Origin of the sequence: Pseudomonas sp. LB-090624 (genome assembly GCF_003205205.1) — a bacterium.
In the GTDB taxonomy this organism is placed as follows: domain Bacteria; phylum Pseudomonadota; class Gammaproteobacteria; order Pseudomonadales; family Pseudomonadaceae; genus Aquipseudomonas.
Genome location: NZ_QJRL01000019.1, coordinates 89,301 through 108,915, shown reverse-complemented (window position 1 = coordinate 108,915; position 19,615 = coordinate 89,301). Strand labels below are relative to the sequence as shown.

At 63.5% G+C, this 19,615-nt stretch carries 20 protein-coding genes; 7 read left to right on the top strand and 13 right to left on the bottom strand.

Annotation, left to right across the window (positions count from 1 at the left end; genetic code table 11):
• Nucleotides 1-159: 159 nt before the first annotated feature.
• The 8 genes from DMX11_RS17760 to DMX11_RS17725 all read right to left on the bottom strand — a co-directional run bounded on the left by DMX11_RS17760 (nucleotide 160) and on the right by DMX11_RS17725 (nucleotide 6,216).
• On the bottom strand, nucleotides 160-1,212 hold the full coding sequence (locus DMX11_RS17760; protein WP_110745689.1) for an AI-2E family transporter: 1,053 nt from the start codon (nucleotides 1,210-1,212) through the stop codon (nucleotides 160-162).
• Between the two features lie 11 nt (nucleotides 1,213-1,223).
• Nucleotides 1,224-2,018 carry a DUF4892 domain-containing protein gene (locus DMX11_RS17755; protein WP_110745685.1) on the bottom strand — a complete coding sequence of 265 codons (795 nt, stop codon included), beginning with the start codon at nucleotides 2,016-2,018 and terminating at the stop codon, nucleotides 1,224-1,226.
• A gap of 108 nt (nucleotides 2,019-2,126) precedes the next feature.
• Nucleotides 2,127-2,981, bottom strand: coding sequence for an alpha/beta hydrolase (locus DMX11_RS17750; protein WP_110745684.1), 855 nt, complete (start codon nucleotides 2,979-2,981; stop codon nucleotides 2,127-2,129).
• Nucleotides 2,978-3,766, bottom strand: coding sequence for an alpha/beta fold hydrolase (locus tag DMX11_RS17745; protein ID WP_110745683.1), 789 nt, complete (start codon nucleotides 3,764-3,766; stop codon nucleotides 2,978-2,980). Before DMX11_RS17745 ends, DMX11_RS17750 begins: the two co-directional genes overlap by 4 nt.
• Before the next feature lie 92 nt (nucleotides 3,767-3,858).
• Nucleotides 3,859-4,233 (bottom strand): hypothetical protein, encoded by a 375-nt coding sequence (locus tag DMX11_RS17740; RefSeq protein WP_110745688.1) that lies wholly within the window; start codon nucleotides 4,231-4,233, stop codon nucleotides 3,859-3,861.
• Nucleotides 4,234-4,363: 130 nt separating this feature from the next.
• Entirely contained in the window at nucleotides 4,364-4,822 is a 459-nt protein-coding gene (sixA, locus tag DMX11_RS17735; protein WP_110745682.1) for a phosphohistidine phosphatase SixA, read from the bottom strand.
• On the bottom strand, nucleotides 4,819-5,166 hold the full coding sequence (locus DMX11_RS17730) for a DUF4389 domain-containing protein (RefSeq protein WP_110745681.1): 348 nt from the start codon (nucleotides 5,164-5,166) through the stop codon (nucleotides 4,819-4,821). Before DMX11_RS17730 ends, sixA begins: the two co-directional genes overlap by 4 nt.
• A 24-nt stretch (nucleotides 5,167-5,190) precedes the next feature.
• On the bottom strand, nucleotides 5,191-6,216 hold the full coding sequence (locus DMX11_RS17725; RefSeq protein WP_110745680.1) for an NAD(P)H-dependent glycerol-3-phosphate dehydrogenase: 1,026 nt from the start codon (nucleotides 6,214-6,216) through the stop codon (nucleotides 5,191-5,193).
• 239 nt (nucleotides 6,217-6,455) lie between these two features.
• On the opposite strand from DMX11_RS17725, the gene DMX11_RS17720 reads away from it, so the two are divergent.
• The 5 genes from DMX11_RS17720 (at nucleotide 6,456) to fabB (ending at nucleotide 13,377) form a co-directional block, all read left to right on the top strand.
• The gene (locus DMX11_RS17720; protein WP_177410758.1) at nucleotides 6,456-8,603 is read left to right on the top strand and encodes a TonB-dependent siderophore receptor; all 2,148 of its coding nucleotides are present in this window, start codon (nucleotides 6,456-6,458) and stop codon (nucleotides 8,601-8,603) included.
• Nucleotides 8,603-9,493: an ABC transporter substrate-binding protein gene (locus tag DMX11_RS17715; protein WP_110745679.1), complete on the top strand. Its 891-nt coding sequence runs from the start codon at nucleotides 8,603-8,605 to the stop codon at nucleotides 9,491-9,493. Before DMX11_RS17720 ends, DMX11_RS17715 begins: the two co-directional genes overlap by 1 nt.
• Nucleotides 9,490-11,421: an ATP-binding protein gene (locus tag DMX11_RS17710; RefSeq protein WP_110745678.1), complete on the top strand. Its 1,932-nt coding sequence runs from the start codon at nucleotides 9,490-9,492 to the stop codon at nucleotides 11,419-11,421. The genes DMX11_RS17715 and DMX11_RS17710 overlap by 4 nt, the downstream gene beginning before the upstream one ends.
• 208 nt (nucleotides 11,422-11,629) lie before the next feature.
• On the top strand, nucleotides 11,630-12,145 hold the full coding sequence (gene fabA / locus DMX11_RS17705) for a 3-hydroxyacyl-[acyl-carrier-protein] dehydratase FabA (protein ID WP_008089108.1): 516 nt from the start codon (nucleotides 11,630-11,632) through the stop codon (nucleotides 12,143-12,145).
• Between the two features lie 11 nt (nucleotides 12,146-12,156).
• Nucleotides 12,157-13,377 (top strand): beta-ketoacyl-ACP synthase I, encoded by a 1,221-nt coding sequence (gene fabB, locus DMX11_RS17700; RefSeq protein WP_110745677.1) that lies wholly within the window; start codon nucleotides 12,157-12,159, stop codon nucleotides 13,375-13,377.
• Between the two features lie 63 nt (nucleotides 13,378-13,440).
• On the opposite strand, the gene DMX11_RS17695 is transcribed toward fabB, so the two are convergent.
• On the bottom strand, nucleotides 13,441-14,448 hold the full coding sequence (locus DMX11_RS17695; protein ID WP_110745676.1) for an amidohydrolase family protein: 1,008 nt from the start codon (nucleotides 14,446-14,448) through the stop codon (nucleotides 13,441-13,443).
• Between the two features lie 116 nt (nucleotides 14,449-14,564).
• On the opposite strand from DMX11_RS17695, the gene DMX11_RS17690 reads away from it, so the two are divergent.
• Entirely contained in the window at nucleotides 14,565-15,428 is an 864-nt protein-coding gene (locus DMX11_RS17690) for a pirin family protein (protein ID WP_110745675.1), read from the top strand.
• Nucleotides 15,429-15,458: 30 nt separating this feature from the next.
• Here DMX11_RS17690 and DMX11_RS17685 read toward each other — a convergent pair whose 3' ends face one another.
• The 4 genes from DMX11_RS17685 to DMX11_RS17670 form a co-directional block, all read right to left on the bottom strand.
• Nucleotides 15,459-16,184: a dienelactone hydrolase family protein gene (locus DMX11_RS17685; RefSeq protein ID WP_110745674.1), complete on the bottom strand. Its 726-nt coding sequence runs from the start codon at nucleotides 16,182-16,184 to the stop codon at nucleotides 15,459-15,461.
• A 63-nt stretch (nucleotides 16,185-16,247) separates the two neighbouring features.
• Nucleotides 16,248-18,152, bottom strand: a complete 1,905-nt coding sequence (gene htpG / locus DMX11_RS17680; protein WP_110745673.1) for a molecular chaperone HtpG — start codon at nucleotides 18,150-18,152, stop codon at nucleotides 16,248-16,250.
• A 68-nt stretch (nucleotides 18,153-18,220) separates the two neighbouring features.
• A complete protein-coding gene (locus DMX11_RS17675; protein ID WP_110745672.1) occupies nucleotides 18,221-18,703 on the bottom strand; it encodes a PaaI family thioesterase in 483 nt (160 codons plus the stop codon).
• On the bottom strand, nucleotides 18,700-19,176 hold the full coding sequence (locus DMX11_RS17670) for a PaaI family thioesterase (protein ID WP_110745671.1): 477 nt from the start codon (nucleotides 19,174-19,176) through the stop codon (nucleotides 18,700-18,702). The genes DMX11_RS17675 and DMX11_RS17670 overlap by 4 nt, the downstream gene beginning before the upstream one ends.
• Before the next feature lie 153 nt (nucleotides 19,177-19,329).
• On the opposite strand from DMX11_RS17670, the gene DMX11_RS17665 reads away from it, so the two are divergent.
• Nucleotides 19,330-19,614 (top strand): hypothetical protein, encoded by a 285-nt coding sequence (locus DMX11_RS17665; protein WP_023381347.1) that lies wholly within the window; start codon nucleotides 19,330-19,332, stop codon nucleotides 19,612-19,614.
• The last annotated feature ends 1 nt before the right edge of the window (nucleotide 19,615 follow it).

Here is a 19,615-nt window from a genome sequence, read left to right as displayed (position 1 = left end):
GATCAGGGGGCGGGGGAGGGGATAAAGAATGCGTAAAGATCAGCGTTGGAGTTTGCCTGTAACGGCCTCTTCGCGGGCACGCCCGCTCCCGCAGGTACTGCACAGCCTTCAAGGCCTGTGTTGTACCTGCGGGTTTCCCCGCGAAAAGGGCGGCGCAGGCTACTGCTGTGGCGGCGGCTGCGTCGCGTTCCGGCTCCAGTCCAGCAGCAGGCTGTAGCCTACCGCCAGCAAGGTCGGCCCGATGAACAGGCCAATGAAGCCAAAGGCAAGCAAGCCACCGAACACCCCCAACAGCACGATCACCAGCGGCAGGTTGCCGCCCCGGCTGATCAGGTAGGGCTTGAGCACGTTATCCACGCCACTGATGACGAAGGTGCCCCAGACCCCCAGGAACACCGCCATGCCATATTCGCCCTTCCACACCAGCCAAGCCGTGGCCGGGATCCAGGCCAATGGCGGGCCCATGGGGATCAGGCTGAGCATGAAGGTCACCAGGCCCAGCACGATGGCGCCCGGCACCCCGGCGATCAGGAAACCGATCAACGCCAGCAGCGCTTGCGCCGCCGCAGTGCCGATGACCCCATTGACCACCCGCTGCACGGTGCCAGCCACCAGGTCCAGGTAGTACTCGGCACGGTCGCCCACCAACCGATGCAGCAAGCGCAGCACGAACGCTGACAAGCGCGGGCCGTCACGGTAGAAGAAGAATACGAACACCAGGCTCAGGGTCAGCTCCAGCACACCGCTGCCGATCTGCGCGCTGCGCGCCAGCAGCCAGTTGCCAACCTGCCCCAGGTAAGGCTTGAGCGAGGCCAGCAGAGCCGCGCCCTGCTGGTCCAGTGATTGCCACCAGCCGACCAGGCGCTCGCCCACGAACGGGATGCCGCCCAGCCAGGCCGGTGCATCGGGCAGGCCGTCGACCTGCACGTCACGCACGAACGCCGTAGCATCACGAATGTGATCGGCCAGGTTGAAACCCAGCCACACCAGTGGCAGCGCCACGATCAGGATCCAGGCCGTGGTCAGCAGGCCGGCCGCCAGTGTTTCGCGCCCGCCCAGCACACGCGTCAGCAATCGCATCAGTGGCCAACTGGCAAAGGCCAGGATGGCGCCCCACAGCAGCGCCGAGATGAACGGCGCCATCACCCACAGGCCGGCACCCAGCAACGCCAGCAGCAGAATCTGGACCAGCAGGCGATCATTGTTGACCATGGTGCGCTCGTTCATCGAATCAGTTCGAGGTGCAAGCCATCGGTTGGCTCATTGCCAACTTCCAGCCGACCGTTACGCACACCCGCCTTGACCAGTGCTTCGCGCCAGGCTTCGGCCTGGGTGCCACTGAGGCTGGCACGCAAGGTGCTGTCGAGGTTCAGGCTTCGCGCCAGCAGGTTGACCCAGGTGTCCTGCGGTGCGGCCAGGTCAGGGTAGTCGAGCTTGCCCGTGTCGCGCATTTCGCGCAGCACCGTGGCCGCAGTCGGCAGCAGTTCGCCCAGCGGGCTGCCGGAAACGAACTCTTCCACATGCAGGTAGGCGCGCCGATTGCCACGTGTGACGCTGTACAACGCGACCAGGGTGTCGGCCTCTTCTGCCGAACGACGCAGCAGGATGAACGCCTGCTGTTCGTCGCCACCGTTGAGGCGGGCGTTGGCGAATACATCGTTGGCCCACAAGCTGGCCTCGCCGCAATCGCGACCCTGGCACCAGAACAGCGGGTAGCCACCGTCGCGCTGCAGTGCTTCGCGGGCGCTGGTGAAGGCTTCGCGGGCAGTGCGTTCGACCGGCAGTTCATAGGTGACCGAGCTGACCTGGCCGCGGCTTTCGACCTTGTCGTCCAGCCGCAGGCGGCCACTGATCTTGCGCAACGGGCCCATCGGGTAGACCCGCTCTTGCTCAACGGCCGGGCGCTGATCGACCACCTTGGCGTCTGCGGGTACCGGCAGGCTACCGGCCCACAGCATGGGGCTGGCGAGTGCCAGGCAGGCAGCGACAGCGGTACGGATGGCTAGCGGCGCGCTCATTGGCGAACCGGACGGCGCCTTGCGCCGGATTGAAGCTCCAGGATGTCTGGCAGTTGCATGGTTGTCTCCCTTTCAACCCGCCAAGCCTCGACACTTGTCCGATGCAAGTCAAGCAAACCCAAAGAAGCGATTGAAACAGTCTGCGACAAGGGCCGCGCCCTGCTCATCGTTCAGGTGCAGGTGGTGGCCACCGGGCAGGGTCACCTGCTCAAAGGGTAGCTGCTCCAACAGCGCAGTGTGACGCACCAGCATGCCATCGGCGGCTACCACCAATTGCACCGGGCAGCTCACCCGGCGCACATAGGCCATCGCCTGCGCTTCACTCAGGCGCACCGGCGACGGCAGGGTCAGGCGGCTGTCGCTGCGCCAGCTGTAGCCACCGGGCACCGGCATCAGGCCGCGCCGGGCCAGCAGTTCGGCCGCCTCGCGGCTGACCGCGACCATGCCTTTCATGCGCGCCTGCACGCCCTGCTCGAGCGTCGTGTAGACGGATTTGCGCTTGCCATCCAGGCGCAGCTGGGCCTGCAGAGCGATGCCCAGGCGTTCGCCGGCATCCTGTTCGGCGCCGGTTGGCGGGATGACGCCGTCAATCAACGCCAAGTGGCTGACCCGCTCCGGCAACGCACCGGCCAGTTGCACCGAAATGATTGCCCCCAGCGAATGGCCCAACAGGGCGAAGCGCTGCCAGCCCAGTTGCTCGGCCACGCGCAGCACGTCATGGGCATAGTCGGCCAGGGCATAGCCGGCACCCGGCGGGCGGTGCTCCGAATAGCCATGCCCGGCCAAATCCAGGGCGACGATACGCAGACCCCGCAAGCGTGGCGCCAGGCGGGCGAAGCTGTTGGCGTTGTCCAGCCAACCGTGCAGGGCAATCACCGGCAGCCCGTCTTCGGGGCCGAACAGGTGCGCCGCCAGTTCGATATGGCCCAGGCTCAGGCGGATTTCCTCGACCTGCGCGCTCATGCCTGGCTCCAGCGGTCGAACAGGCCTTTGATCAGGCTGGCGGTGTCGGCCGGCCGTTCCAATGGGAACATGTGCCCGCCCGGCACGCTGTGGTACTCACCGTTGGGCATGCCACGTACCGCAAGGGTGTGGTGGCGACGAATGACATTGCTACGGTCGCCACGCACCATGGCCAGCGGCACCTGCAACTGTCGCGCGGGGGCGGGGCTGGTGTGGGGGATGCTGCGGTAGATGCTGATTTCGGTCGCCGGGTCGAAGCGCAGCTGCAGGCCCTGCTCCATCGCCTGCAGGCCGTGCTCGACATAGGCGTCAAGGCAGTCGGGGTCAAAATGACGGAACAGTGACTTGCCGGCAAAATAGTCCCGGGCGCTGTCGCGGTCATCGAAGGTTTCGCGGCGCCCCAAGGTGCGCCCGGCCGGGGTGATGCGGTCGATGAAGCCAAAGCGCTTGGCAGTGCGCAGCAACCACTGGTCAGCACGGGTGAGCACCGGCGAGTCGAGCATGACCACTCCCCGGTAGTACTCGGGGCAACGCAACGCCGCATGCAGGTGCAATACCCCGCCCAGCGAATGGCCAACGCCCCAGACTGGCTGGTCCTGCTGCGCCAGGTGATGCAGCAGTTCGTCCACCAGGCCCTGCCAGTTTTCGCCCACCGGAAACCGCGGGTCGTGACCGTGCTGGGCCAGGTGCTGCACCTGGTAGTCCGGCGCCAGCGCGGCGAACAGCTTGCCGTAGGTGGCCGAAGGGAAACCGTTGGCATGGGCGAAGAAGATCTGCTGCGACATGGCGCCGGGTCCGGACGGGAATAATGGCCCATTGTCGGTATCGCGGTGCCGTTCGGCAACGTTTGTAAAGGTCATCGGCGAGGGCTATCAGGTCATGCCGAGCGGTCGAAACTGCCCAGCGACCGGCGCAGGCAGGCTTGCATGTAGGCCAGCTGGCTCTCCAGCGCTTCACGGGCAAGGCGCTGGTCCTGACAGGACAGTTGCAGGCGGCGCAAAGCCAGGCAACTGGTTTGTAGCAGGTGGGATACACGCAGGCAGGCGTGTTGCAGCGTGCGCAGGTCGTGCTCGCTTTGTTGCCTGGCGGCGGTCTCCAGCCCGGTGTTGCCTTCGACCTTGCGCAGCAACTGGTAGAATTTGGCCTCAGCCGATTCACGCAGCAGGCTGTACTGGGCAAAGTCCAGCAAAGCGCCTTGTTCAACCTGCTCGAGGGTAGTTCGCAGGTCCAGTGAGGACAACAGCTCCCCCATCACATCGCTCATGCGCCGCTCCCTGACTGTGTTTGGGCCAACGCTAGCAAGGGGTGATGAAAGGTGACAACTGGCAGAAATGCCAGTTGTCTCGTCGATCTGCGGGGCTGCTGTGTGGCCTTGCCTGGGCTCAGTCAGGGGCGTTGAGCGCCCGCAGGGTCATCAAACCGGCCAGCGGCCACTCCCCTTCCAGCTCGGCAAGGCTGGCAGTGCTCATGGCTGCCGGGTGCTGCTTGTGGCCATGTTCCAGCGTACCGACCAACGTCCCTACCAGTGGCTGATGGCTGACCAGCAACACATGCTCCAGCCCCAGGCGCTCGAGCTCGGCAATGGCCTGCTGCACATCGGTCTCCGGGGTGAGCCACGGCACGGTGCGCACCGGCTCGGCAAAGCCCAGGGTGTCATGCACCAGCGCTGCCGTCTGCTGGGCGCGCACATAAGGGCTGGCGATGATCGCCTGCAACGGCTGCCCAAGCAGGCGCGCGGCGCTGTGCAACACCTGTTCGCGACCGTGGGCGGTCAGGCGGCGCTCGGCATCGGTATTGGCCCGGGGCTCCGCTTCACCATGACGCAGTACCCACAGCTTCACAGCTTGGGCTCCTCGTCCCGTACCGGGTGCGGTGCCGGCGCCACGGCGTGCGCTGCTTCACCTTCCGGGGCGCGCGGTGTCGGCCAGTCAGCGAACGGCCAAGGCTTCTGGTCGCTGTGGAAGCTGCCGAAACGGCCGATCTGCGCCAGGTACTGGCTCAGGCTGTCGCCAAAGTTCATCAGGCTGGCGCTGGGCGCGCCGTACACCAGGCGGTAGATCAGCTGTACCAGCACCAGCCCGCCCAGCAGCAACTCGGCCAGTTGCCAGACCACCAGGAACACCAGCATCCACAGCACCCGCAGGATGATCGACTCGCGCTGGGCGCGCTCCGGGGTATCGTTCATGTATCGCTCCTTGCTCTGCTTGGCTCAGTTGAAGCCGCTGATAGAAATGAAATCGACATCGGTCTTGGGTTCGGCGCGCATCAGGTGCTCGATCACCTGGTTCAGCGTGCGCCCTTCGAACAGGATGGCATGGAGGCCCGCCACCAGCGGCATGTACACCTGGACCTCCTGGGCCTTGGCCTTGAGTACCTTGAGCGTGTTGACGCCCTCGGCCACTTCGCCCAGGCGGTTCACCGCCTCCTCCAGGGTCTGGCCCTGGCCCAGTGCGTAGCCAACCTGGTAATTGCGGCTCTTGGGCGATGAGCATGTGACGATCAGGTCACCGACACCGGCCAGACCGAGGAAAGTCATGGGGTTGGCGCCCTGGCTGACGGCAAATCGGGTCATTTCGGCCAGGGCACGGGTAATCAGCATGCTCTTGGTGTTCTCGCCCATCCCCAAGGCCACGGCCATGCCGGCGATGATCGCGTAGACGTTCTTCAGCGCCCCACCCAGCTCGACGCCAAAGCGGTCGGCACTGGCGTAGACCCGGAAGGTGCGGCCGTGCAGCACCGCCTGCACCTGCTGGCACAGCTTTTCGTCTTCGCTGGCGACCACCGTGGCGGTCAGCGCATGCTCGGCGATCTCCCGTGCCAGGTTGGGCCCCGACAGCACACCGATACGCGCCTGCGGGGCGATCTCTTCAAGGATCTGGCTCATCAGCTTGAAGCTTTGCGCTTCGATGCCTTTGGTCAGGCTGACCAGGCCCTTGCCGCGCAGCAGCTCGGCATGCGGCGCCAGCACGCTGCGCAGGGCACTGGATGGCAGGGCGACGAATACCAGCTCGCTGGCCTGCAGTGTGGCCAGCAGGTCGTTGACCGGTTCAACGCCATCGTGCAGGCGAATACCCTTGAGATAGCGCGGGTTCTCACGATTGACGCGCATGGCCTCGGCTTGCGCCGGGTCGCGCATCCACTGGCGCACCGGCACACCGTTTTCCGCCAGCAGGTTCGCCACGGCGGTGCCGAAGCTGCCGCCCCCCAGAACTGCAACAGGTTGCTGTTCAGTCATATCCAATCCGTTAAAGCCAAAAGTTAAGTGGCGACCCGGCCATTATACGGCTCGCCTGCAATGCGCCAAGGCCAGCAACGCGAATGACACTGCCATGACCACGTTGCAACTGATGCAATCGCGGGCTTGCTCGCGGTGCGTCGCGCGGGCGGCGCTCGATTCCGCCCCATCAAGGCGTCAAGGCCAACACGCTGCAAAACCGCTGCAGATCACTGGAAAATGCGCCACGGTCAGTTACCATGCCTGTTTCAATCCTGATACAAGGCCGCCCTGTGTTCCCTGGCACGCCCCCGTACCCGCGCCTGCTGCTGTTGACCGCCCTGCTCGGTGGCCCGGCCGTGGCCGACGACCTGTTCATCGACAACAGCGACCTGCCGCAGGTTCTGACCGCTACGAGGCTGAAACAATCCCCTGCGGCGGTCCCTGGCAGCATGACCGTGCTCGACAGCGAGCTGATCCGCGCCAGCGGCGCCCGCGACATCCCCGAACTGCTGCGCCTGGTGCCGGGTATGATGATCGGCTACGGGGCCGGCAACCAGCCCACGGTCAACTACCACGGCAGCAACGTCAATGACGCCCGGCGCATGCAGGTGCTGATCGATGGCCGCTCGGTGTACCGTGCCGGCCTGGCCACCGTGGACTGGAGCGACATCCCCCTGGCCATGGAGGATATCGAGCGCATCGAAGTGTTCCGTGGCCCGAACACGGTCAGCTACGGCGCCAACGCGCTGATGGCGGTGGTCAACATCCTTACCCGCAACCCCGCCGACAGCCATGGCACACGCATGAAGCTGACGCGCGGCCAGGACGGCATCAACGATTACTACCTCAGCCACGGGTTCGGCTGGGAGGGCGGCAACATGCGCCTGTCGGTGTCCGGCCAGCAGGACGACGGTTTCGATGAAAACCAGTTCGGCCAGGACTACCGCGACAGCCGCCGCCTCAACCGCTTCAACCTCAGCGCCAGCCACAACCTGGCGGTCGACCAGACCCTGGAGTGGCAACTGGCGGCCAAGGAAGGCAGCAATCAGCGGCCTTATACCTACCAGCCGGTGTTCCCCTATGTCACCCAGCGGGGTGACAACGCTGACGTCAACGCCAAGGACTACGCGGGCTCCGTGCGCTGGAGCATCGATTTCAACCCCGAGCACAGCCTCTACGTCCAGGGCTCGGCACAACACTTCGATCGCCAGCAGGTCTGGCGCGCCTGCGATGCGGCGCTGTCGTTCAGCCCCGAGCTGACCCGACTGTGGCAGTTGAACCCGAATTTCGCCGAGCTGGTGGCGCGCGGGGCCAACAACCCGCCCTCCAGCAGCAACCCTGAAGAACAGGCCCTGGTCGATGCGATCAAGGACCAATGGAACAACCAGGGCGGCAGTAACGTTGTGTGCGGTGACGTCGACCAGAGCACCCGCGAAACCCGCTATGACCTGGAAATCCAGGACACGCTGAACCTGACCGACAGCCTGCGCCTGCTCAGCGGCATGAACTACCGCTATGATCGTGCCGACTCTCAAACCTATTTCAACGGCAGCATCGACGACCAGACCTGGCGCCTGTTCGGCCAGCTGGAATGGCGCGCCGACGAGCACTGGATCGTACAGGGCGGCGCCATGTTCGAGGACTCGCGGCTGTCCGGCAGTTCGCTGACCCCACGTGTCGCGGTCAACTACCTGATCACCCCACGCCATGGCCTGCGCGCAGTGTATTCCGAGGCAGTGCGCTCGCCCGACATGTTCGAGAACAACATCAACTGGAGCTACACGGTCAAGAACCTCAGCCCCAACGCGTTTGGCCAGCAAAACGGAGAGTACTTCGTCAAGACCCGTGGCCCGGGTGACCTCGACCAGGAGCGCATGCGTTCGCGCGAACTCGGCTACAACGGCTATTTCAGCGACATCGACCTGAGCATGGATGTGAAGCTGTTTTACGACGAGATCACCGGAATGATCAGCGAGCCCTTGAAAAACAACCAGTACATTGCCAGCAACGCCAACAAGGCCCGCTTCAGCGGCAGCGAGGCGCAATTGGACTGGCGCCCCACGCTGCGCGACCGCCTGCGCCTGACTTACGCCTACGTCGACGCCTGGGCCAGCAACCCCGACGACCGCCGCCTCAGCGCCCGCAACAGCGGCTCCGCCGGGTGGATGCGCGAATGGGGGGCCGGCTGGTCGAGCGCGCTGTTCTACTATGGCGACGATGCACTCAACCAATACCGCTATGAACGCCTGGACCTGCGCCTGGCCAAGCGCTTTCGGGTACAGGGCAGCAACCTGGAGCTGGCGGCGCTGTGGCAGCAGCGTCTGGACGACCAGCCGACCACAGCAATCCAGAACCGCTACGAAAGCCGTCACCGCCTGAGCGTCAGCGCGGAGCTGGAGTTCTGATGGCCCTGCTGCTGCGCCTGGTGCTGCTGTGCCTGTGGCCACTGGGGCCATTGTCAGCCAGCGAAATTTTGCTGGTGGGCGCGGAAGACCAGCCCGGCATCCGCAGCTTCGTTGCCGCGCTGGAAAGCCGCCGGCCGCATGACCATGTGCAGTTCCAGACCACCACCGACCTGCCACGCCCCGGGAAGCTCAAGGCCGACCAGCGCCTGATCCTGCTCGACAACGTCGCGCTGGAATGGCGCCTGGGCGAAACCGCCGGGCCGCCGGCCCTGGTCATGCGGGTCAGCCGGGTACAGGCTGAACAACGCCTGGGAAAGTCGCGACCCGCGTTCCTCACCTTGTTGTGGAGCGACGCACCACCGGGCCGGCAATTGCGCCTGGCGCGCTACCTGTTGCCGCAAGCCCAGCGCATCGGCGTGCTGTACGGCGAGCACAGCAGTTTTCTGCTTGACGAGTTGCGCCATGCCGCCCGCCCGCTGGGCCTGGAGATCGTCGCCCAGAACTGGTCCGACCCACGGGACAGCCGGCCGCTGCAGCAACTGCTGGGTAGCAGTGATGTGCTACTGGGCGTTGACGACCCCAACCTGTACAACTCCAAGACCGCAAAAAACCTGTTGCTCAGCAGCTATGGCCGGCAGATGGCGCTGATCGGCCCGAACGCCGGCTTCGTGCGCGCCGGCGCCCTGGCCAGCACGTTCAGCGACCAGGATGACTGGCTGGCGGAGCTTGACCAGTTGCTCGACCAGCCCCCCTCGCGCTGGCCACGCAGCCTGTATCCGGCTCGCTACGGCGTCAGTGGCAACCAGCAGGTCGCACGCGCCCTGGGCCTTGAACCGATCGATCCGAACGCCGCCGCCAAGGCCCTGGCCGAAGGAGAACCCACCCCATGAGCAAGCGCCTGAGCTGGGATATCCATACCCGCACCCAGATCATCAGCCTAGGCCCCGCCCTGCTGCTGACTTTGCTGCTGATCAGCTTCTTTACCTTCGTGCGTATCCAGGACTTGCGTCAGGAGCTCAACCACACCGGGCAACTGATCGCCAACCAGTTGGCACCCGCTTCGGAATACGGGGTGATCTCGGGCAACAACGAAGTGCTCGAAGGGTTGATGCGGGCTACCCTCAGCATCCCCCATGTGCGCTTCCTCGAGGTGCAGGACAGCCGCAACCACATCCTGGTGTACGTCGAGCAGTCCGACGAAAGCACCAACCGCGCTCAGCAGGTCGAAGTGTTCCAGGCGCCGATCCGCCTGCAACAGATCCGCCTGGACAGCGACTTCCTGCAGCAGGGCAAGGCCAGCACCCCGGCCATCGGCGACGACTACCTGGGCCGGGTGATCGTCGGCATGTCCGATGACGCCTTCAGCGAGCGCCAGCAGGAAATCGTGATCAAGGCCGGGATCCTGGCGCTGTTCGCCCTGCTGTTCACCTTCCTGCTCGCGCGCCGCCTGGCACTGAGCCTGGCCAAGCCGATCAGCGACATGGGCCATGCGGTCAAGGCCATCCAGCAGGGCGAATACAACACCCCCTTGCCGGTGGTCGACGACAGCGAACTGGGCCACCTGGCGCGCCATATCAACAACCTGGCCAGTGCCCTGGAACAGGCCAGCGATGAACAGAAGCAGGCCATTGCCGAGCTGATCCAGGCACGTGAAGAAGCCGAACAGGCCAACCGCGCCAAATCGGACTTCCTGGCGATGATGAGCCATGAGCTGCGCACCCCGATGAACGGCGTATTGGGCATGCTGCAATTGCTCGAAACCACCCCGCTAAGCCACGAACAGGCCGATTACACTGCAGTGGCCAGCGAGTCCACCGGGCATTTGCTCAAAGTCATCAACGACATTCTCGACTTCTCACGCATCGAACGCGCCGCGCTGCAGCTGGAGCATATCGACTTCAACCTCGGCGAGCTGATCACCAGCAGTGTCCAGTCGTTCCAGCACAGCGCCCAGCAGCGTGGCCTAGGCCTGCACCTGCACTTGCCGGCCGGGGTCGAGCAATTGCAAGTGAACGGCGACCCCACCCGCATCCGCCAGATCCTGCTGAACCTGGTAGGCAACGCGCTGAAGTTCACCGAGCACGGCCAGGTACAGGTCGAAGCGCACTGGCAGGTACTCGACCGGCAACTGATCTGGCTGACCTGCAGCGTGCGCGACACCGGCATCGGCATCGACAGCGAGCGCCTGGAGATGATGTTCGTCGCGTTCCAGCAGGCCGACAGCTCGATTTCCCGACGCTACGGCGGCACCGGGCTGGGCCTGTCGATCGCCCGCACCCTGGCCGAACGCATGGGCGGCAAGCTGCGCGGTGAAAGCCGCGAGGGGTTGGGTTCGACCTTTACCCTGGAAATGCCACTGGCCCTGGCCAGCCCTGCTCCCGTGCCACTGCCGCCCCACAGTGATAGCCAGGCGACGCCGCCAGGCAACGAGCAAGTGCTGCTGGTGGAGGACAACCCGGTCAACCAGAGTGTCATCGAGGCCATGCTGCGCAGCCTGGGGCTGACAGTGTGCACGGCTGAGGATGGCCTCGAGGCGGTTGAACTGGTCGGCCGGCAGCGTTTTGCCGCTGTGCTGATGGACTGCCGTTTACCGCACCTGGACGGCTATGAAGCGACCCGGCGTATCCGCCAGCTGGCCAATGGTGCCGGGCTACCGATCATCGCCCTGACCGCCAATGCCCTCGACGGCGACCGCGAGCGCTGCATGGCCGCCGGCATGGACGACTACCTGAGCAAACCCTTGCGCCGCATCGAACTGCAGCGGGTAATGCAACGCTGGTTGCCCGGTCAGACAACCGCGACTGGCGATAAATGCTAAAGTGCGGCAGTCTTAAACACTGGACAGGATCTTCATCGGACCTGAAAATAGACGTTTCAGTGCACACCTGTACTTCTTTCGCCAGGTGCGCTGTGACTTTCACCACAACGCAATAGTCTACCTGTAGGCTGCCGCCCCGAAGCCGATGGTTTTTCGGGCCGGCCGGGAAGATTCATCCCCTGCCACAGGGGGTTATTGAGGAGCTCGCATGACCAAACAACACGCCTTTACTCGGGAAGACCTGCTGCGCTGCAGTCGCGGTGAGCTGTTCGGCCCAGGTAATGCGCAACTGCCCGCGCCGAACATGCTGATGGTCGATCGCATCACCCATATCAGCGAAGAAGGCGGCAAGTACGGCAAAGGTGAATTGGTCGCCGAGCTGGATATCACCCCGGACCTGTGGTTCTTCGCCTGCCACTTCGAAGGCGACCCTGTCATGCCAGGCTGCCTGGGCCTCGACGCCATGTGGCAGCTGGTCGGTTTCTTCCTCGGCTGGCAGGGTCTGCCGGGCCGCGGTCGCGCCCTGGGTTCGGGCGAAGTGAAGTTCTTCGGTCAGGTTCTGCCTACCGCCAAGAAAGTCACCTACAACATTCACATCAAGCGCGTCCTGAAGGGCAAGCTGAACATGGCCATCGCCGATGGCTCGGTCAGCGTCGACGGCCGCGAGATCTACACTGCCGAAGGCCTGCGGGTCGGCGTGTTCACCTCCACTGACAATTTCTAAGGGTTATTCGCATGCGCCGCGTCGTTATCACTGGTCTGGGCATCGTATCGTGCCTGGGCAATGACAAAGCTACCGTCACCGAAAACCTGCGCAACAGCCGTCCGGGTATCCGTTACAACCCGGAATACAAGGAAATGGGGCTGCGTAGCCAGGTTTCCGGGTCCATCGACCTCAACCTCGAAGAACTGATCGACCGCAAGGTCTACCGTTTCGTCGGCCACGCTGCTGCCTACGCCTACCTGGCGATGCAGGACGCGATCAAGGATTCCGGCCTGACCGAAGAGCAGGTGTCCAACCCGCGTACCGGCCTGGTGGCTGGCTCCGGCGGCGCCTCGACCCTGAACCAGATGGAAGCGCTGGACACCCTGCGTGAGAAAGGCGTCAAGCGCGTCGGCCCATACCGCGTTACCCGCACCATGGGCAGCACCGTTTCGGCGTGCCTGGCCACCCCGTTCAAGATCAAGGGCATCAACTACTCGATCTCGTCGGCCTGCGCCACTTCGGCACACTGCATCGGTACTGCGCTGGAGCAGATCCAGTGGGGCAAGCAGGACATCGTCTTCGCCGGTGGCGGTGAAGAAGAACACTGGAGCCAGTCGTTCCTGTTCGATGCCATGGGCGCCCTGTCGACCAAGCGCAACGACACCCCGGAACTGGCCTCGCGCGCCTACGACGCCGACCGTGATGGCTTCGTCATCGCTGGCGGTGGTGGCATGGTGGTGGTCGAGGAACTGGAACACGCCCTGGCCCGCGGCGCCAAGATCTACGCCGAAATCGTCGGCTACGGTGCTACTTCCGACGGCTACGACATGGTTGCACCGAGCGGCGAAGGTGCCATCCGCTGCATGCAGCAGGCCCTGTCCACCGTCGACACCCCGATCGACTACCTGAACACCCACGGCACTTCGACCCCGGTCGGTGACGTTGCCGAGATGAAAGGTGTTCGCGAGGTATTCAAGGACAAGGCGCCGAAGATCAGCTCGACCAAGAGCTTGTCGGGCCACTCCCTGGGCGCCGCGGGTGTTCACGAGGCAATCTACTGCCTGCTGATGATGGAGAACAACTTCATCGCCGGCTCCGCCAACATCGACGAGCTGGACCCGGAGGTCGCTGACCTGCCGATCCTGCGTAAAACCGAAGAGAACGCCAAGATCGACACGGTCATGAGCAACAGCTTCGGCTTCGGCGGCACCAACGCCACCCTGGTGCTCAAGCGCTGGGAAGGCAAGTAAGACCCTGCTGCTGTAAGCAAAAACGCCCCGACTGGTTCGGGGCGTTTTCATTTGCATGCCTGGTCACTGCTTGATCTTGGGCAGCACCGCCAGAAAGTTCTCCCGGGCCACCTTGTTGGCCACCTGCTCCGGCAAAGCATCCAGAAACGGCTTGAACCCGTGCATCTGCTCCCCCAGGCTGCCGAACCGCCCCACCACATCCGAACCCAACATGAAGCGCTCCGGGTGCTGCTCGACCAGCGCCAGCCATGCCTTGCGCGGTACGCCTTTCTCATCCAGCAAATACGGCTGCAGCACACTCCACGACAAATCGACGTACAGGTTCGGGTAGTCCTCCAGCAGCCGCGTCAGCACCGGCAGCAGAAAGTCCATCTGCGTCTGGTGCCGGTGGATTTCCATGCTACTGCCGGCATGCGCCCAAATGAACCGTGTGTGCGGGTGATTGCGCAGCGGCTCCTCGATCTCAGCCAGGTACAACGGGTTGCGCTCGCGCTTGGAGGTGATGTTGGAATGCAGCAGCACGGGCAGGTCGCGCTCGGCCGCCAGGTGGTAGATACGCGTCATGGCTTCATTGTTGGCACGTGGCGTGTCGCCGCTGGTCAGCGCTGTCAGGTCATCATGCCGGGTGAACACCTCGCCGATGCCCTGCCACAGCCCCGGGTACATATCGAGCATGCGCTCGATATGGCTGACAGCATTCTTGTCCACCGGGTTGAAGCCGCTGAGAAACGGGTGGAAGCGCTTGCGCTGTTCACTGGGTAATTGCTGCAGCGCCGCTGCCACGTATGTATCGGTGGCGCTGTACCAATAGGCGTCGGCGTCATCGCCGGCGTAATAGCGCGGGCGCTTGGGCTCGTCTTCGTGCCATTTTTTGGCTACCGGTATTCCGGAAATCATCGACTGCTCAATGCCCGCGGCATCCATGGCTTCAAGCAGGGCCGGCATGCCTTCGCTTTCCTGGAAAAAGTCCACGTAATGCAAGTGGGCATCGCTGTAGCGGTAGTCGCGCGCCTGGGCCGCCTGGCTCAGACAGGCAGACAACATCACGCAGGCCAGCGCTCTGGCAATCATGGGCAAGTTCCTTCTACGAGTATGAAAACAGTAGACCGGCCGGCCAGCGAGACGGTTCAGCCACAGCAGGCAAACCGTTATGCTTGGAGCACTGTCACCTCCCTTGGAGCCGTCCCATGAGCAGCCCCCTGGTCATTCACCCCCGCGCCGAATCGGTCGAGGGCCAGCCGATCCTGCGCCCGCTGCCATCGGCCCAGTGCCGCAGCGTTGGCCCGTTCGTGTTTTTCGACCACATGCTCGAAACCGACTACGCCCCGGGGCATGGCATGGACATCCGCCAGCACCCGCATATCGGTCTGTCCACCTTGACCTACCTGTTCGAAGGGGCAATCCAGCACAAGGACAGCCTGGGTTCGGACCAGCACGTGCTGCCCGGTGATGTCAGCTGGATGACGGCTGGCAGCGGCGTGGCCCACGTCGAGCGCACGCCAGCGGACGCCCTGGCGCACGGCTCACGCCTGCACGGCCTGCAGGTATGGCTGGCGTCGCCGCGCGAGCATGAACAAGGCCCGGCAAGTTACAGCCATCACCCTGCGGCGAGCCTGCCGGTCAGCGACAACCTAGGGGTGCGTATCTGCATGATTGCCGGCAGCGGGTTTTGCCTGACGTCCCCGGTACCGGTACTGTCCCCCACCCTGTATGCCCATGTTCGGATGCAGCCGGCGACCACCCTGCTGGTGCCAGAAGAACCTGCGCAGCGTGCGCTGTACCTGCTCGACGGAGAGCTGGTAATGAATGATGAGGATGTGGCGCCGTGCAGCCTGGTGGTGCTCCCGGAGGGCGAAGCGGTAACGTTGTACGCGGAGGGTGAGTGTGAGCTGGTGCTGATAGGTGGCGCGCCGCTGGATGGGCCGCGGCGGATGAACTGGAATTTCGTGGCCAGCGACCCAGAGCTGATCGAGCAGGCAAGGGCCAGGTGGGCCGCCGGAGATTGGCCTGTGGTGCCGGGGGAAATTTCGAGGATCGAGTTGCCGCGGTGATGGGGGGCCGCCTGGCGGCCCCATGCACGCTCAGCGCTGGAACACTTCAGTCAGCAGGTTATGCATCGAGCGGAACGCCCGCTCCGAGGTACGCCGGTCATACTGCATCTTGCCCGGCACATTGGCACTCGGGTCGGTGAACGAATGCACCGCCCCACCGTAGCTGAGCAACTGCCAGTCCACCTTTGCCGCGTTCATTTCCGCTTCGAACGCCGGCAACTGCTCTTTCGGCACCAGCGGGTCGGAGGCACCATGCAGCACCAGCACCGAACCCTTGATGTGCTTGGCATCTTCAAGGTCCGGTGTGTCCAGGGTGCCGTGGAACGACACCGTCGCGCGCAGGTCGGCGCCGGTACGTGCCAGCTCCAGCGCACAGCAACCCCCGAAGCAGAACCCGAAGGTAGCGACCTTGCCGGGCTCCAGCAGCGCCTTCGACTGGCCAAGCAGTTGCGCCAAGGCTTCCTTCATGCGCTTGCGCAATTCATTACGATCGTTCTTCAGCGGCATCATCGCCGCGCCAGCCTCCTCGGCGTTGGACGGGCGCACCGATTGCCCGTACAGGTCGGCGATCAGCACCACATAGCCCTTCTCGGCCACTTCCTTGGCGATGCGTTCGGCACCTTCACCAATGCCCATCCAGTTCGGCGCCATCACCAGCCCTGGGCGGCCCAGCGCACCCGGCTCATAGACCAGGCGGCTTTCGTAGGTCTTGCCGGACAGGTGATAAACCAGCGATTCGACGATTACTTTGCTCATCAAGCACTCCTTTGGCACTCGTCATAAAAAAGCCCGCCGAAGCGGGCTTTGCTGTGCATCAACTCAAGCAGACAGCTCGACCAGTAGCTTGTTCAGGCGACGAACGTACGCTGCCGGGTCTTTCAGGCTGTCACCGGCCGCCAGCGCTGCCTGATCGAACAGGATATGCGACAGCTCGGCGAAGCGGTCTTCGCTCTGCTCGTTGTCCAGCTTCTCGATCAGCGGGTGGCTCGGGTTGAATTCGAAGATCGGCTTCGACTCCGGCACTTTCTGCCCGCTGGCTTCGAGGATCTGGCGCATCTGCAGGCCCAGGTCCTGCTCGCCAATGGCGAGAATTGCCGGCGAGTCGGTCAGGCGGTGCGAGACCCGCACTTCGGCCACGCTGTCACCCAGCGCACCTTTAAGGCGCTCGACCAGGCCTTCCTTGTCCTTGGCCACTTCTTCCTGGGCTTTCTTGTCTTCTTCCGAATCCAGCTTGCCCAGGTCCAGGTCGCCACGGGCAACGTCTACGAAGGCCTTGCCGTCGAACTCGTTGAGGTAGCTCATCAGCCACTCGTCGATGCGGTCGGTCAGCAACAGCACTTCGATGCCTTTCTTGCGGAAGACCTCCAGGTGCGGGCTGTTCTTGACCTGTGCGTACGACTCGCCGGTGAGGTAGTAGATCTTGTCCTGGCCTTCCTTGGCGCGGGCCAGGTAGTCAGCCAGGGCAACACTTTGCTCGCCGCTGTCATCGTGGGTGGAAGCGAAGCGCAGCAGGCCGGCGATCTTTTCCTTGTTGGCGAAGTCTTCGGCCGGGCCTTCCTTCAGCACCTGGCCGAAGTTTTTCCAGAAGCCCTTGTACTGCTCAGGCTCGTTCTTCGCCAGCTTTTCCAGCATGTCCAGCACGCGCTTGGTCAGCGCGGTCTTCATCGAGTCGATGATCGGGTCTTTCTGCAGGATTTCACGCGACACGTTCAGCGACAGGTCATTGGAGTCGACCACGCCCTTGATGAAGCGCAGGTACAGCGGCAGGAACGACTCGGCCTGGTCCATGATGAACACGCGCTGCACATACAGCTTCAGGCCGCGTGGCGCTTCACGCTGGTACAGGTCGAACGGCGCACGGGCCGGCACATACAGCAACGAGTTGTATTCGAGCTTGCCTTCTACCTTGTTGTGGCTCCAGGCCAGCGGGTTCTCGAAGTCATGGCCGATGTGCTTGTAGAACTCCTGGTACTCCTCGTCCTTCACCTCGGTGCGCGAACGGGTCCACAGGGCGCTGGCGCGGTTGACGGTTTCCCACTCTTCGGCCGGCTGCTCTTCACCTTCGGCGGCAGCTTGCTCTTTCGGCAGCTGGATCGGCAGGGCGATGTGGTCGGAGTATTTCTTGACCACGTTGCGCAGGCGCCAGCCGTCGGCGAATTCCTGCTCGTCCTTCTTCAGGTGCAGGACGATACGGGTACCGCGCTGTGGCTTGTCGATGGTGGCGACTTCGAATTCGCCCTCGCCTTGCGACGACCAGTGCACGCCTTCGGCCGCTGGCTGGCCGGCACGGCGGCTGTACACATCGACCTTGTCGGCAACGATGAACGCGGAGTAGAAGCCCACGCCGAACTGGCCGATCAGGTGCGAGTCCTTCTTCTGGTCACCGGTGAGGTTCTTCATGAAGTCGGCAGTGCCGGACTTGGCAATGGTGCCCAAGTGGGCAATGACGTCTTCGCGGCTCATGCCGATGCCGTTGTCCTCGAGGGTGACGGTACCGGCGTCCTTGTCGAAGCTCAGGCGAATCTTGAGGTCGGCATCGCCTTCGAACAGCTCAGGCTTGGACAGGGCTTCGAAACGCAGCTTGTCGGCAGCGTCGGAGGCGTTGGAGATCAGCTCCCGCAGGAAGATCTCCTTGTTCGAGTACAGGGAATGGATCATGAGGTGCAGCAGTTGCTTTACCTCGGTCTGGAAGCCAAGCGTTTCTTTTTGAGTCTCCACACTCATGGTCTTCAAAACTCCGATCTGATGGCAGTGGCGCCTGGCGGCCGGTCTGGCCTGCGTCAAGGCGGATGTCATGCAGATGGGGGCTGCCCGGATGATTTCAAGGGCTTTTCCGGCTCGATCTTGAAATGCGCACGGGCCGTGGCGATTGGTGATTGCCTGTCACCCTGCCAGGCGGTGATGGCCACGTTGGTCACGCGTCGGCCCTGCCGCCACAACTGGCACTGGGCGTAGGTATCGCGAAAATGCCCGGCGCGCAGGTAGTCGATGGAAAAATCGATGATCTTCGGAATGCTGGCGCTCTCGCTGTAGATCAGCAGGTACAACGCTGCCGACAGCTCCATGAAGCCGGCGATCACCCCGCCATGAATAGCCGGCAGCAGCGGGTTGCCAATGTTGTCCTGGCTGGCCGGCAGGCGGAACAGCAGGTCTTCGCCCTGGCGCTCGCATTCGATGCCGATCAAGCCGGCGTAGGGAATCAGCGCCAGCAGTGGTCGATAGTCGCCTACCGCGTGGGCTGCGTTGAGCTGCTGGCGAACCGCGTGCGGAATCATGCCCCGCCCTCCTTCAGGCTGTTGCCGAAACGGATGCCGCCCTTGATGTCCTGGCCCAGGCGCATGAACGTCCCCACCACCTGGCAGATGGGCTGGCCGGGGTCGTCCTGGTAGGCGCTGCCACGGGTGAAGATCACGTCGCGGGTAACCCGGTAGCACTGCGCGTGGCCATAGATGTCCTTGCCGGCCTCGGCTGGGTGCATGTAGTCGATGCGCAGGTCCAGCGTGGGGCACACTTCGAAACGCGGCAACACGCACAAGGTGGCCATGCCGCAGGTGGTATCCATCAGGGTGGTCAGCGCGCCGCCGTGCACGGCGCCGGTTTGCGGGTTGCCGACAATGGCCGGCGACCACGGCAGGACCAGGGTCATGCCATCGCCATCCGCCTGCGCCACACGCATTTGCAATAACTGGCAATGTTTTAATGCCGAGAGAAAACGCTCGGCCATGGCCATCAAGGTTGAATCGCTCATTGGCAGCTTCCACCCGCTTTGTCGCAGCGGCATAAATTTATTGAAAAGTCTATGTAGAACGGTACGTTATATATCTGTAATCTTCGCGGAACTTATTCCGCGTAGTTGCATCGAAGGAACAAGTCACTTATTCCACCAAGGAGAAACACCCCCATGCGTAAACCTTTTGCTTTTGCTCTGATGCTGGCCGCTGCCATGGGCCTGGCCGCTTGCGATAAAGCGAGCGAAGACAAAGCCCAGGACGCACAGCAACACGCCGAGCAAGCCCAGGAAAAAATGGGCGAAGCTCAGGATAAAATGAACGAAGCAGCCAAGGAAAACGCCGAAGCTGCCAAAGATCAGGCCGAAGCCGAGCAGAAGGCTGCCGAAGAAGCCGCACCGGCTACTCCGGCTCCGGAAGCCGCGCCAGCTACTCCGGCAGAACCTGCCAAGCAGTAAT